This window comes from Streptomyces sp. CMB-StM0423 (assembly GCF_002847285.1).
GTDB lineage: Bacteria > Actinomycetota > Actinomycetes > Streptomycetales > Streptomycetaceae > Streptomyces.
On sequence record NZ_CP025407.1, the window covers coordinates 7,207,417 to 7,221,316 of the forward strand.

A 13,900-nucleotide genomic window follows, 5' to 3' on the forward strand; every position below is an offset into this window, starting at 1 on the left:
TACCGCTCGTAGTGCGACAAGCCGGAACGGATGCCCCCTCGCTGAGGCGCCGGGCGCCCCCGTGCCGGGAGGTGGAGTACGACCGCGCTTCGTATGTGACGCAGCCCATGTGGGCGAGGTCACAAATGAAAGCGGGCGCTACTCGGCAAAACTGACATCTCGGCCGCTTTGTCTACAAACGGCCAGGCCCGCGGATGCCCGGAGCGGGCGTCAGCCGGTCAGCTCCTTGGTCATCGGCGCCGGGAAGCTGACCACGAGCCGCTGCGCCGCCAGCCAGCCCTCCAGCCGCTCCGCCTCCGCCGCCACGGCCCGGCGGGCCTCGGCGCCGCGGTCGGCGAGCAGCCGGTGCACGACGGCGCCGTCCCGGCGCTGCGCCCAGGCGCCGACGACCTCGCCGCGCCACCAGACCGTGGGCCCGGCGTTCCCGGCGCTGTCGAAGAGCCTCGTGCGGTGGGCCGGGTCCGTATACCAGTCGCGGTCGCGCCAGCCCATCGTGGCCGGGTCGAGGCCGGGCAGCAGCGCCGCCCACGGCCCGGGGTCCGGATCCTCGCCGAGATCGCCCGGCAGTACGTACCCCACGCCCTCGTCGAGCGCAGCCTTCTCCGCCCCCAGCTCCGCCAGCGCGGCCCTGGCCTGGCCCAGCGGCAGCCCCGTCCACCACTTGACGTCCGCGAGCGTCCCCGGCCCGAACGCCGCCAGCCAGCGCCGCACCAGCTCGGTGCGCGCCCGCGCCGGATCCATCGGCGCCACCGGCGGCGCCACCGCGAAGCGGAACTGCCCCGACGTCCAGCCGCCCAGCGGCCGGGTGCGCCGGATCCGGCCCTCCATGCCCAGCACCCGCATGACCCCGCTGCCGGCCCGCGGGCGCGACTCGTACGGCTTCCCCGGATAGAGGGTGTACGTCAGGGCCAGCTCCGGCACCGCCGCCGTGACCTCGGCGGCGCTCGCCTCGCCCAGCTCCGCCAGCGCGGCCAGCGCCCGCTCCTGTGCGGCGGTCAGCCACGCCTCGTCGTACTGCGGCCCGGCGGTGCCGAGCTGCTTCACCAGCAGTGCGCGCTCGCGCGCGGCGACGGTCTCGCCGACGGCGAAGCGGAACACGGGCACCAGCTCCGTGGGCACCACCCAGAGCGTGCGCCGCATGGCGTGCATGCGCTGCAGCGACCCCTCCTCGTACAGCGCGCGGTCCAGCGCGGCGAGCGACGGCTCGCGCAGCCGGGCGCGGGCGGACAGTGCGACGGTCGGCGAGTCGGTCGCGTGCAGCCCCGCGAGCGCCTCCGCCACCTCCTCCGGCGACGTGGCGCGGGCCGGGCCGACGAGCAACTGGCGGTGCGCGAGCCGGGCGCGGCGCCGCGCGGTGGTGATCACCATCCCGCCACCCTACGGAGAGGGTCTGACACCGGCCGTACACGACGGCGGGCGCCGCCCGGCGCGGGTGCGCCCGCCGGCTCTCGCCGGGTGTCCGGGAGGTGATGGCCCCGCCGGGCCGTCACCTCTGTTCCCCTCTTGTCCCTCTGGTCTTGCCAGTCCTTCTAGTCCTCCCGGACCACCGCCACCGGGCACGGGGCCAGGTGCAGCACCCCGTGGCTGACCGGGCCCAGTTGTATGCCCGTCGCCCCCGCGCCCGCCGTCGCGTCCGCGAGCGGGGTGCGGCGGGCGCCGAGGACCACCAGGTCCGCCTCGGCCGCCGCCGTCAGCAGCGTGTCGCGCGGCAGGCCCTCCGGCGACTGCCGCTCCAGCGGTACGTTCGGATGGCGCTCCATCGCCGTGCGCACCGCGCGGCCCAGCGCCCACTCCGCCTCCCGCATCCGCGGGTCGGGCGCCCCGCCCAGGGTGTGCGCGTGCGTCGCCACGCCCCGCTCCGGCGAGCGCCACGAGTGCACCGCCGTCACCCGGCAGCCGCGCGCCTGCGCCACCCGGAACGCGAAGTCCACGGCCGCCGGCTCCGCCCCGTCGTTCCCGGTGCCGAGCACGACCCGGCCGAACTCGCCGCGCCGCGCCGCCCCTTCGCCCCGTACCACCACCACCGGGCAGGCCGCCCGCGCCGCCACCGTCAGCGCCACCGAGCCCAGCGGCAGCGCGTCGTGCCCGCCGCGGCCCCGGTCGCCGACGACCAGCACCGTGCCCTTCTCGGCCTCGCGCAGCAGCGCCGGCACCGGGTCGCCGGAGAGCAGCTCCGCCTCCACCTCGATGCCCCGCCCCTGCTCGCGGGCGCGGTCCGCCGCGGTCACGAGGACGTGCTCCGCCACGCTCCGGCCGCGCGGCCGGGTGGCGGTGAACTCCGGCCACGTGCGCTCGTACGGCTCCCACAGCGGCGCGTACACGATCCGCAGCTCCGCCCCGCGCCGGACCGACTCGGCCACCGCCCAGTCGAGTGCCGCGAGGCTCGCGTCCGAGCCGTCCACCCCTGCCACCAGCTTTCTCATGTCCACGAGGCTTGCACACCGCGCCCGGCGCGGGCGAGGGGGCGCACTTCCTCTTGACGGCCGGCGCGCGCCCCGCGGGCGCCCTCTGCCGCCGTCGCCGCCGGTGCTCCGGGTACCGCGGGGGAGCACGGCGCGGGCCGCGCGCCCCGTGTGCGCCGGGCAACACCGGCCGCACCCGGGCCCGTCCGGCGCGCCTGCCGGCGGGCCCGCGAAGGGGTCGGTACGGCCGCGCAGTTGGACGCGTTCTGTTGCCATGGCCTCAAGTGATCTGGCACACAAGGAGCGTGGCCTTGTGTGCTACTCACGAGTTAGTCATACTCGGCGAGTTGTCTTGCAGTGATAAATCTGTTCGCTGCTTGGCATGTGCATGTCCAACTAAATCCTCCAGAGTCCGCCCGTCGCCGGGTGGATCCAACCCCCCATAGGAGGCAGCACGTTGAGGTATCGAGCCATATCCAAGAGCCGGTACGCCATCGCGGGCGTCGGCGCCGCCGCGCTGATCGCCGGCAGTCTGACGCTCGCCACCGCCAACGCCAGCCCGAGTGAGCCCGTCGCCGACACGCTGTCGTCGGCCGCCGCGGGCGAACTCGCCGGCACCCTCGTCCAGGACCTCAAGGGCGGGGCCGCCGGGGCGTACTACGACGCCCAGGCGAAGGAACTCGTCGTCAACGTCGTGAACGACGAGGCAGCCGAGCAGGCCGAGGCGGCAGGCGCCCGTGCGCGTACCGTCGACCACACCACGAAGGAGCTCAAGTCCGCGAAGGCGGACCTCACGCAGGGCGCCACCGCCGGCACGTCGCGCGCGCTCGACCCGGTCACCAACCAGGTCGTCGTCACCGCCGACAGCACGGTCAAGGGCGCCGAACTGGCCCAGTTGAAGAAGGAGGTCGCGGCGCAGGACGGCAAGGCCGTGCTCAAGCGCACCGCGGGCACGTTCAAGCCGTACATCTCCGGCGGCGACGCCATCTACACCGGCGGCTCCCGCTGCTCGCTCGGCTTCAACGTGACCAAGGACGGGGAGCCCTACTTCCTGACCGCAGGTCACTGCGTCGAGCTCGGCGGCAGCTCCTGGTCCGAGTCCTCGGGCGGGCCCGTCATCGGCGAGGCCGAGGGTGCGACCTTCCCGGGCAACGACCGGGCGCTGGTCAAGTACACGGCGGACGTCGAGCACCCGAGCGAGGTCGACACCTACGACGGCAGCGCCCAGGAGATCACCGGCGCGCGTGAGGCCACGGTCGGCGAGACCGTGCAGCGCAGCGGCAGCACCACGCAGCTCCACGACGGCAGCGTCGTGGCGCTCGACGTGTCGGTGACCTACCCGGAGGGCACGGTCGACGGTCTGATCCAGACCGACGTCTGCGCCGAGCCCGGCGACAGCGGCGGCTCGCTCTTCGCGGGCAGCGACGCGATCGGCCTCACCTCGGGCGGCAGCGGCGACTGCACCAACGGCGGCGAGACGTTCTTCGAGCCGGTGGTCGCGGCCCTCGACGAGTACGGGGCCACCATCCCGTAACCGGAGCGCTCCACGCACCGACGCAGCACGTACGACCCGGGCCCCCGGCACCGCACGGTGCCGGGGGCCCGGCCGTCAGTGCAGCACCCGCAGCGCCGCCGGCAGGACCCGCGCCGTCAGCGGCAGCCCGGGCGCGGGGATGCCGTCGGCGGCGTACGGCATCGGCCGGTCCGCCTCGACGCGCACGCTCCGCCCGCGCAGCATCTCGCCGCGCGTCCGCGTGGGCCGTCCGGGGCCGCCGCCGAGGACGGCGACCTCCAGCGCGCCGTCGTCGAGCCGGACGCCGGGGCCGGAATCGGGCGCGGCCGGGGCGCCGGGGCAGGGGGCGTTGGCGAGGACGGCGGTGTGGCCGCGCATCTCGTACGGCGTGCCGTCCACGGTGATCCGGAAGAGCGCCGACCGCCGCGACGCCAGCGCCCGGCCCGGTGCCGTACGGGCCGCGCCCGCGCCGATCCACACCGCGCCGAGCGCGAAGGACGGCGCCTCGCCGTCGACCCGCAGCACGTCCACCGGCCGGGGCTCGCCGTGCAGCAGCAGCTCCGCCAGCTCCTCCGAAGCCCGCGGCAGCCCCAGCGCCCGCGCGACCGCGTTGCGCCCGACCGCCCCGGGCACCAGCCCGCACACCGCGTCGGTCTCCGCGAGCGACCCGGCCACGGTCCCGGCCATCCCGTCGCCGCCGACCGCGAGCACCGTACGCCCCGCGCCCGCGGCGCGTTCGGCCAGCTCGGCGGCGTGCCCGAACCCCCGGCTGTACTCCGCCTCGACCTGCGCCCCGGCCCCCCGCAGCGCCCGGGCCAGCGGAATGAGCGCGGCCGCCCCGGCGGCCCGGCCGGCGGCGGGATTGACGATGGCGGTGAAGCGGCGCATGGCGGGCTCCGGTTCGGTGGTGCGTACGGCGGTCAGGAGGTCACCTGCGAGTCGGGGGAGGGCGGCCCGCGCGCCGGCCGGACGGCCGTCCCGTACCGAACGGGGCGCGCGCCCGCCGCCCGCTCACTCGTCCGCCCTCGGCAGCAGCACCCCCGGGTTGAGGATGCCCGCCGGGTCCAGCGTCGACTTGACCGCCCGCAGCGCCGCCACGGCCAGCGGGCCGATCTCCCGCGCGTACCACGGGCGGTGGTCCGTGCCCACGCCGTGGTGGTGGGTGATCGTGCCGCCGCACTCCAGGATCGCGTCGCTCGCCGCCCCCTTGGCGCGCTCCCACGCGCCCAGCGGGTCGCTGCCGCGGGCGCCGACCACCGTGAAGTACAGCGACGCGCCCGTCTCGTACACGTGCGAGATGTGGCACATCACCAGCGGCGGCGTCCCCGCCGCCGTCAGCGTCTCGGTGAGCGCCCCGCGCACCGCCTCGTACAGCCGGGGGAGCGCCGGCCAGAAGGCCGCCGTCTCCAGCGTCTCCGCGAACGCCCCGGCGTCCAGCAGCGCGTCGCGCAGGTACGGGGCCCGGTAGCGGCCCGCGGCCCAGGACTCACCCGGCTCCGCGCCCAGCAACTCCCCGCCCGCCGCCCGGAGCACGACCCGCGCCGCCGCGCGGCGGTCCGCCGCCTCGCCCGCCGCGCCCTCGTACCCGGTGACGACCAGGCAGCCGCCCGGCGAGGAACCGTCCGGCGCGCCGAGGTCCTCCGGGCGCGCCAGGCCCGCCATCGTCTCGGTCTCGTCGGACAGCCGCAGCACCGTCGGCAGCGGCCCGTCCTGCGCCAGCGTGCGCAGCGCCGCCGCGCCCGCGTCGAAGGAGCCGAACCGCCAGCCCTCGTACGCCCGTACCCCGGGCAGCGGCCGCACCCGTACGGTCACCGAGGTGATCACCCCGAACGCGCCCTCGGAACCCAGCACCAACTGCCGCAGATCCGGCCCCGCGGCGGAGCGCGGCGCGCGGCCCAGCCGCAGCGTGCCCTCCGGCGTCGCCACCGTCAGGCCCACCACCATCTCGTCGAACCGCCCGTAGCCCGCGGACGCCTGGCCGCTGCCGCGGGTCGCGGCGAAGCCGCCGACGGTCGCCCACTCGAAGGACTGCGGGAAGTGGCCGAGGGTGAACCCCCGCTCGCCGAGGAGCCGTTCGGCCTCCGGCGCACGCAGGCCCGCGTCGAGTTCCGCGGTGCGCGCGACCTCGTCGAGCGCCGCCAGCCGGTCCAGCCGGCGCAGGTCGAGGGCGACCACACCGGAGAAGCCGCTTCCGTTCGCGTACGGGGCGAGCCCGCCGGTCACCGACGTGCCGCCGCCGAACGGCACCACCGCCACCCGCCGCTCCGCGCAGGCCCGCAGCACCGCCAGTACCTGGTCGTGGCCGCCGGGCAGCACCACCGCGTCCGGCGCGTCCGCGACCTCCCCGGCGCGGATGCGCAGCAGGTCGGGCGTGGACTTGCCGCGGGTGTGCCGCACCCGGCTCGCCGCGTCGGTGCGTACGTGCGCCGCGCCGCCCGCCGCGTGCGCGAGCGCGTCGAGGACGTCCGCGCCGAGCCGCGGCGGCGGCACGTCGAGGTCGTCGAGGGCCACCGGCGGGGTGTCCGCGGGCCGCACCCCCAGCAGGTCGCGCAGCAGGTCGCGGACGCCGTCGGGGAGCGGCGCCGCCTGCCCGGGGTCGCCCCACCCGTTCCACAGCATGTCCAACGCGAACCTCCCGTACGGGCCCGGCACCCCGGCCGGGGGGTTTCCTCCGCAGTCATTCTCGTTACACTGTGACAGGTGAAGTCGAAACGTCACAAGCCCTCGCTGGACGACCTCGCGCTCGACGCGCTGCGGGACTGCGTCCTGGCCGTGGGCGTGCGCCGCACCACGCTCACGGACGTGGCCCGCCGCGCGGGCGTGTCGCGGATGACGCTGTACCGGCGCTGGCCCGACGTGCAGTCCCTGGTGGGCGATCTCATGACGCGCGAGTGGATCGACGTCGCGCGCGGGGCGCTCCCCGCCGCGGACGGCGCGGCGAACGCGCGCGAGGTCCTGGTGGCGGGGCTCACGGAGGGCTCGCGCGCGCTGCGCGCGCACCCGTTGTTCCGCAAAATCCTCGACGTCGACCCCGAACTGCTGCTGCCGTACATGCTCGACCGCCGCGGCGCCAGCCAGGACGTCCTGCTGGACCTGATCGCCGACGACATCCGCAAGGGCCACGCCGACGGCTCCGTACGCGAGGGGCACGCGGTGCGGCAGGCCAGGGCCGCGCTGCTCGTCGTGCAGTCCTTCACCTTCTCCATGCGCACCATGACCGACGAGGACGACCCCGACCTCTGCACCGGCGCGTTCGAGCACGAGCTGCGCGGGGTGCTGGAGAGGATGCTCTCGCCATGACCGCGCCGCCCGCCGGGCAGCCCACCGACCCGAGCGCCGCCGCGAGCGCGGCCGGCGCCCCCCGGAACTTCTCCCTCAACGCCCGCCGCCGCACCCGCGAGCTGGCCGGACTGGCGGCCGGCGAGCCCGTCGACCTGCTGGTCGTCGGGCTCGGCGCCACCGGCGCCGGCGTCGCTCTGGACGCCGCCGCGCGCGGGCTCTCCGTCGCCGCGATCGACGCGCACGACCTGGCGTTCGGCACCTCGCGCTGGAGCAGCAAGCTCATCCACGGCGGGCTGCGCTACCTCGCCTCGGGCCAGGTCGGCATCGCCCGCGAGTGCGCGGTGGAGCGCGGCGCGCTGCTGGAGCACATCGCGCCGCACCTCGTGCACGCCCAGCCGTTCGTCATCCCGCTCACCCCGCTCACCACCCGCGCGCAGGCCGCCGTCGCCTGGGCCGGGCTGCGCTCGGGCGACCTGCTGCGCGCCGCGGCGCGCACCTCCCGCGCGGCGCTGCCCCCGCCCCGCCGGCTCTCCGCGGTGGAGACCGGGCAGCTCGTGCCGGGGCTGCGGCGGTACGGGCTGCGCGGCGGGCTGCTGTCCTGGGACGGGCAACTGACCGACGACGCCCGGCTGGTGACCGCCGTCGCGCGGACGGCCGCGGGGTACGGGGCCCGGGTGCTGACCCGGGTCCGGGCGGTGGAGCTGACCGGCGCCGGCGCGGTGGTCCGCGACGAGACGACGGGGGAGCGACTCCGTATCCGGGCCCGCGCGGTGGTCAACGCGGCCGGGGTGTGGGCCGGTTCGCTGGTGCCGGGGGTGCGGCTGCGCCCCTCGCGCGGCACGCATCTGGTGCTGCGCGCCGAGGCGCTGGGGATGGGGCGCCAGCCCGGCGGCGCGGGGGTGCACATCCCGATCCCGGGGGCGACCGGACGGTTCGCGCTGGTGCTGCCGCAGGACGACGGCCGGGTGTACGTGGGGCTGACCGACGAGCCGGTCGACGGCGAGGTGCCCGACGTCCCGGCGGCGCCGGAGACGGACGTCGGCTTCCTGCTCGACGTGCTGGACTCCGCGCTGGACGTGCCGGTGCGCCGGTCCGACGTCGTCGGCGCGTTCGCCGGGCTGCGCCCGCTGCTGGAGAGCGACGGCAGCACCGCCGACCTCTCCCGCCGGCACGCGATCCTCACGTCCCCGGACGGCGTGGTCACGGTCGTCGGCGGCAAGCTGACGACGTACCGGCGGATGGCCGAGGACGCGGTGGACGCGGCGGTGTCCTGCGCGGGACTGACCGCGGGTCCGTGCCGTACCGCCCGGCTGCCGCTCGTCGGCGCCGCGCCCGCGGCGGAGCTGGCCGGGCTCGACGCACCGCGCCGGCTGGTGCAGCGCTACGGGACGGAGGCGCCCGCGGTGCAGGCGCTGGCCGCCGCCGAGCCGGCGCTCGCCGCGCCGGTCGTCCCGGGGTACCCGGTCACCGGCGCCGAGCTGGTATGGGCCGTACGCCACGAGGGCGCGCTCGACGAGGCCGACCTGCTGGACCGGCGCACCCGGCTGGGGCTGGTGGCGGCGGAGCGGGCGGCCGCGGTGGCGGCCGCCCGCGAGGTGCTGTCCGCGGTGCCCGTGGCGGTCAGGCCAGGGCGTTGAACACGGGGTAGTAGCCGCCGGACTGCCCGGCCGCCGTGGGGTGGTACGAGTCACCGATGGGGAAGGTGACGCTGTGCAGCCATTCGCTGTTCGAGCAGATCTCGTGCCCGGAGAACGCCGGCCGGACGTCGCCGTACGCGAAGCCGTGGTCGGCCGCGCGCTTGGCGGTGACGTCGCTCAGTGCGTCCGCGGCGCCGTTGATGGCGGCCCTGGAGCGCTCGCTGATGCCGAAGAAGCAGCCGCCGCTCAGCTTGTACATCCGCGGGTAGCCGAGCACGACCACCTGCGCGTTGGGGGCGCGGGCGGTGATCGCGTCGTAAGCCGCGTCCAGCCGCCCGGGAAGAGTGCCTTCGATATAGGTGCGCGCCTGGTTGATGCGGTTGATACAGGCCGACTCGCCCTGGAGCACACAGGTGGTCATGGCGTCGGCGAAGCCCGCGTCGTTGCCGCCGATGCTGATGGAGACGAGGGACGTGCCGGAGTTGAGCGGACCGAGCTGGTTGTTGATGACATCGCCCGTACGGGCGCCGGAACAGGCGGTGAAGGAGAAGGACGCCGGGGCGTGCGCGTTCTTCCACAGCACCGGGTAGGCGTTGTTGCTGCGTTTGCAGTCGCCGCTCGCCGAGTCGTACGAACCGGCGCCCACGCCGGAGGCGTAGGAGTCGCCGAGCGCTACGTAGTTTTCGGCGTAGGCGCTCGTGCCGGCCGCGCTCTCGGCGGCCTGCGCGGGCACGCTGCCGAGCAGCGCCACTGTGGTGGCGACGAGGAAACCCAGCAGCAGCCGCAAGGGCCGGGTAGTTCTCATGGAACCCCCTGGGGGTGAGGTTGTACCGAGTGGTAACCACACCCTGCCCCCTGAAACCCATGTCCATGCCAAGTCGCAACTGTGCGCCCGCGATGCGCCGTTCAACCCCTGTTACAGGAGTTCATCAGGGCATGAGCTGATAATCGGGGAAGTTGCCCGGCGGGCGTTCGCCCGCCGGGCCCTCGGTGAACGCGTGCACCAGCAGGTGCCCGCCGACGAACGCGCCGCGCCACGAGGCGCCGAAGCCGCCGAACAGCTCGGCCCGGTCCCCGCGCGAACGCGGCGCGTTGCGGCCCGTCTTGAACGCCCGTATCTGCGGCGCCACCCGGTCGTAGAACTCCCGGTCGTCGCAGGAGACGGTGGCGACCAGAGCGCCGTTGGAGGCGTTCATCGCCGCCAGCAGCTCCGCCTCGGTGTCGACCAGCACGATCGAGTCGACCGGGCCGAACGGCTCCGCGTGGTGCAGCGGCGAGGCCGGCGGCGGGTCCAGCAGCGTCACCGGCGCGGCGTACGCGGAGGTGTCCTGGCCCGGCAGCAGGTGCGCGTCCGCGAGCCGGCCCCGGTACAGCGGCACCGCGCCCCGGTCCACCGCGTGCGCCACCAGGTCCGCCAGCTCCTTGGCCTTGGCGGCGCTGATCAGCGGCCCGAAGTCCAGGTCGGGCAGCGGGTCGTCGGGCCGCGCCACCGCCAGCGGGTGCCCGACGCGTACGGAGCCGACCGCCGGCAGGTACGCCGCCAGGAAGTCGGCGAAGGCGGCGCGCTGGACGACGAACCGGGGGTAGGCGGTGCAGCGCTGCTTGGCGTAGTCGAAGGTGGCGCGCACCTGCGGGGTGAGCGTGGCCCAGCCCGAGTAGTTCCACACCCCCCAGCAGTTCAGCCCCTCCTGCTCCAGCACGTGCGGCTTGTCCAGGTCGGCCAGCGCGGCGGCCACCCGCCCGCCGGTGTCGCGCCCGCCGACGAAGGACACGCAGCCCAGCTCCGGCGCCCGTACCAGCGCCTCGGACAGCTCGCTGCCGCTGCCGGAGACCAGCGTCAGCGGCACGCCGGCGCGCACGGCCAGCGCGCAGGCCAGGGTCAGGCACGCCAGGCCGCCGTCGGTCGGGGTCTTGGCGATGGCCGCGTTGCCGGCCAGGGCGCAGACGAGCATGGCGTGCACGAGCACGCTCATCGGGTAGTTCCAGCTCGCGATGTTGCTGACCGGTCCCGGCAGCGGGGTCCGGCCCGCGAGCATGCCGTCGATCTCCTCGACGTACCAGCGCACGCCGTCCACGGCGCGGTCCACGTCGGCCGTGGCCTGCCGCCAGGGTTTGCCGATCTCCCAGACGAGGAGCAGCGCGAGCAGGTCGCGGTGCTCCTCGATGGCGTCCAGGGCCGTCGACACCCGCGCCTTGCGCTCCGCGAGCCGCAGGTGCCGCCAGCTCCGGTGGGCGTCGAGAGCGGTACGTACCGCGGCGTGCGCGGTGGCCGCGTCCAGCCGGGGCGGCCCCGCGATCGGCGTGCCGTCCACCGGCGACGTGGCCGGCAGCGGGCGGCCGTCGGCCCTCCAGACGCCGTTCCAGTGGTTCAGCACGCGCTCGTCGCGGAACGCCTCGGGCGCCGCCGCGAGGCAGCGCGCCCAGGCGTCGGGCCACGCCGTGCCGGGCTTGAGGGTGAGGGTCACGAGGGCGTCTCCGCTCGTCCGGGGCGGATCTCGCGCAGCTCGCCGCCGCGCGTGTAGAGGAAGCCGCGCACCACGTCCCTGTGGGGCAGCCGGGGACTCGCCGCGAGCCGGTCGAGGCAGCGCACGAGGTCGGCCGCCGGTTCGTCGAGGGCCGCGCAGTCCTCGTGGTGGACGAGCACGATCTCGCGTGTGCCGCCGCGCAGTTGGCTCAGCCGCAGCGAGTCGAGCGCGTCGGGGGTGACGCACCCGCCCGCGTTGCGGATGACGTGCGCGTCGCCCGGCCGCAGCGCGAACATGGCCTCCACGCCCAGCCGGGCGTCCATGCAGGCGAGTACGGCGACCTTGCTGGCCGGTGCCCTGGCGGCGGGATCGAGCGGGGCGAGGGCCGCACCGCCCCGGCGCCGGGCGAGCAGGTCCTCGGTGCCGGTCATCCCAGCGCCTCGCGGGCGAGCCGCGCCGTCTCCGACGGGGTGGTGCCGACCTTCACGCCGGCGGCCTCCAGCGCTTCCTGCTTCGCCTGGGCCGTGCCCGAGGAGCCGGAGACGATGGCGCCGGCGTGGCCCATGGTCTTGCCCTCGGGGGCGGTGAAGCCGGCGACGTAGCCGACGACGGGCTTGGTCACGTGGGCCTTGATGTAGTCCGCGGCCCGCTCCTCGGCGTCGCCGCCGATCTCGCCGATCATCACGACGAGTTCGGTGTCCGGGTCGGCCTCGAAGGCGCGCAGGCAGTCGATGTGGGTGGTGCCGACGACCGGGTCGCCGCCGATGCCGACGCAGGTGGAGAAGCCGATGTCGCGCAGCTCGTACATCAACTGGTACGTGAGGGTGCCGGACTTCGACACCAGGCCGATCCGGCCGGGGCCGGTGATGTCCGCGGGGATGATGCCCGCGTTGGACAGGCCGGGGGAGATCAGCCCGGGGCAGTTGGGGCCGACGAGCCGTACGCCGGCGGCCTCGGCGCGGGCCCGGAAGGCGACGGTGTCGTGGACGGGGACGCCCTCGGTGATGACGACGACGAGCCCGAGCCCGGCGTCGACCGCCTCGTCGACGGCGTCCTTGACGTACGGCGGCGGTACGAAGACGACGGACACGTCCGCGCCCGTGGCGGCGACGGCCTCCTTGACGGTGCCGTGGACCGGGACCTCCCGGTCGCCGAACGCCACGCTGGTGCCCGCCTTGCGCGGGTTGACGCCGCCGACGACAGCGGTGCCGGACGCCAGCATCCGCCGGGTGTGCCTGCGGCCCTCGGCGCCGGTCATGCCCTGGACGACGACCTTGCTCGCCGCGGTGAGGAAGACTGCCATGCGGATCAGCTCCTTGCCGGTACGGCGGCCGCCCGTGCGGCGGCGCCGTCCATCGTGTCCAGTTGGGTGACCTGGGGGTGCCGGGCGGCGGCGAGGATCTGCCGGCCGCGCTCGGCGCTGTTGCCGTCGAGGCGGACCACCAGCGGGCGGGTCAGCTCGATCCGCTCCAGCGCGCGCACGATGCCGTCGGCGACCGCGTCGCAGGCGGTGATGCCGCCGAAGACGTTGACGAAGACGGACTCCACGTCCGGGTCGGCGAGGATCACGCCGAGGCCGTCGGCCATGACGTCGGCGGAGGCGCCGCCGCCGATGTCGAGGAAGTTGGCGGGCGCGGCGCCGTTCCTGGCGACCACGTCGAGCGTCGACATGACGAGCCCCGCCCCGTTGCCGACGATGCCCACCCGGCCGTCGAGCTTGACGTAGTTGAGCCCCTTCGCGCGCGCCGTCGCCTCCAGCGAACCGGCCTCGTCCGGCACGTCGTACGCCGCGTGCTCCGGGTGCCGGAAGCCGGCGCTGTCGTCCAGGGTCACCTTGCCGTCCAGCGCCAGGACGGCGCCGTCGGCGGTGGTGACCAGCGGGTTGACCTCGACCAGCAGCGCGTCCTCCGCCGTGCACACCTCCCAGAGCGCCACCAGTACGGGCACGGCCGCCGCGGGCAGCCCCCCGGCCGCGGCGATGCGCCGCGCCACGGCCCCGGTGACGCCCTCGGCCGGGTCCACCGGGATCCTGGCCAGCGCCTCAGGACGGGCCGCCGCGACCTCCTCGACATCCATGCCGCCCTCCGCCGAGGTCATCGCCAGGAACGTGCCCGCGGCGCGGTCCAGCAGGTACGCGACGTAGAACTCGGCGGCGACGTCCGCGGTCCTCGCGACCATCACCTTGTCCACCCGGTGGCCCTTGATGTCCATGCCGAGGATGTCCCGCGCCGCGGCCTCGGCCGCCGCCGCGTCCGGGGCGAGCCGCACCCCGCCCGCCTTGCCCCGGCCGCCCGTCTTCACCTGGGCCTTGACCACCGTCCCGCTCCCCAGCACCCGGGCCGCCGCCCGGACTCCCGCCGGGTCCGATGCCACCGCCGCGTCGGGCACGGGAACGCCGTGCCTGCGGAACAACTCCCGCGCCTGGTACTCGAACAGATCCATCTCAAGGGCACCTTCCGTTGGTCGCGTCCGACTTGGAGATTTCCGGTGCACGCCCCCTGGACATCGACTCACCGATGCGGGATAACCGTCTGCATACAGTATTCGTGTCCTGTATGCAATGTACAGAGTGACAGCGAACGCACCGGTGAAGGGACTGAA

Annotated in this window: 12 protein-coding genes; 3 read left to right on the top strand and 9 right to left on the bottom strand. The window is 75.5% G+C overall.

The features are described 5' to 3' along the window. Positions 1-210: 210 nt before the first annotated feature. Entirely contained in the window at positions 211-1,368 is a 1,158-nt protein-coding gene (locus CXR04_RS31405; RefSeq protein ID WP_101425588.1) for a winged helix DNA-binding domain-containing protein, read from the bottom strand. A gap of 161 nt (positions 1,369-1,529) precedes the next feature. Beyond that, the gene (locus CXR04_RS31410; RefSeq protein ID WP_101426699.1) at positions 1,530-2,423 is read right to left on the bottom strand and encodes a universal stress protein; all 894 of its coding nucleotides are present in this window, start codon (positions 2,421-2,423) and stop codon (positions 1,530-1,532) included. Between the two features lie 436 nt (positions 2,424-2,859). Between CXR04_RS31410 and CXR04_RS31415 the strand changes: the two genes are divergently transcribed. Continuing rightward, positions 2,860-3,936 (top strand): S1 family peptidase, encoded by a 1,077-nt coding sequence (locus CXR04_RS31415; protein WP_101425589.1) that lies wholly within the window; start codon positions 2,860-2,862, stop codon positions 3,934-3,936. 75 nt (positions 3,937-4,011) lie between these two features. Here CXR04_RS31415 and CXR04_RS31420 read toward each other — a convergent pair whose 3' ends face one another. Continuing rightward, a complete protein-coding gene (locus tag CXR04_RS31420) occupies positions 4,012-4,803 on the bottom strand; it encodes a diacylglycerol/lipid kinase family protein (protein ID WP_101425590.1) in 792 nt (263 codons plus the stop codon). Positions 4,804-4,926: 123 nt separating this feature from the next. Beyond that, positions 4,927-6,534, bottom strand: a complete 1,608-nt coding sequence (locus CXR04_RS31425; protein WP_234380569.1) for an FAD-binding oxidoreductase — start codon at positions 6,532-6,534, stop codon at positions 4,927-4,929. Between the two features lie 81 nt (positions 6,535-6,615). On the opposite strand from CXR04_RS31425, the gene CXR04_RS31430 reads away from it, so the two are divergent. Beyond that, a complete protein-coding gene (locus CXR04_RS31430; RefSeq protein ID WP_101425591.1) occupies positions 6,616-7,215 on the top strand; it encodes a TetR/AcrR family transcriptional regulator in 600 nt (199 codons plus the stop codon). Beyond that, complete coding sequence (locus tag CXR04_RS31435) at positions 7,212-8,834, top strand: glycerol-3-phosphate dehydrogenase/oxidase (RefSeq protein WP_101425592.1); 1,623 nt, start codon at positions 7,212-7,214, stop codon at positions 8,832-8,834. Before CXR04_RS31430 ends, CXR04_RS31435 begins: the two co-directional genes overlap by 4 nt. Here the strand turns inward: CXR04_RS31435 and CXR04_RS31440 are convergent. The 5 genes from CXR04_RS31440 to sucC all read right to left on the bottom strand — a co-directional run bounded on the left by CXR04_RS31440 (position 8,818) and on the right by sucC (position 13,741). Continuing rightward, positions 8,818-9,639, bottom strand: coding sequence for an SGNH/GDSL hydrolase family protein (locus CXR04_RS31440; protein ID WP_199850570.1), 822 nt, complete (start codon positions 9,637-9,639; stop codon positions 8,818-8,820). The genes CXR04_RS31435 and CXR04_RS31440 overlap by 17 nt on opposite strands. A gap of 124 nt (positions 9,640-9,763) precedes the next feature. Beyond that, the gene (locus tag CXR04_RS31445) at positions 9,764-11,299 is read right to left on the bottom strand and encodes an aldehyde dehydrogenase family protein (RefSeq protein ID WP_101425594.1); all 1,536 of its coding nucleotides are present in this window, start codon (positions 11,297-11,299) and stop codon (positions 9,764-9,766) included. Beyond that, positions 11,296-11,730 carry a carbonic anhydrase gene (locus CXR04_RS31450; protein ID WP_101425595.1) on the bottom strand — a complete coding sequence of 145 codons (435 nt, stop codon included), beginning with the start codon at positions 11,728-11,730 and terminating at the stop codon, positions 11,296-11,298. The genes CXR04_RS31445 and CXR04_RS31450 overlap by 4 nt, the downstream gene beginning before the upstream one ends. Then, the gene (gene sucD, locus CXR04_RS31455; protein ID WP_101425596.1) at positions 11,727-12,602 is read right to left on the bottom strand and encodes a succinate--CoA ligase subunit alpha; all 876 of its coding nucleotides are present in this window, start codon (positions 12,600-12,602) and stop codon (positions 11,727-11,729) included. The genes CXR04_RS31450 and sucD overlap by 4 nt, the downstream gene beginning before the upstream one ends. A 5-nt stretch (positions 12,603-12,607) precedes the next feature. Then, a complete protein-coding gene (gene sucC, locus CXR04_RS31460; protein ID WP_101425597.1) occupies positions 12,608-13,741 on the bottom strand; it encodes an ADP-forming succinate--CoA ligase subunit beta in 1,134 nt (377 codons plus the stop codon). Positions 13,742-13,900 lie beyond the last annotated feature (159 nt).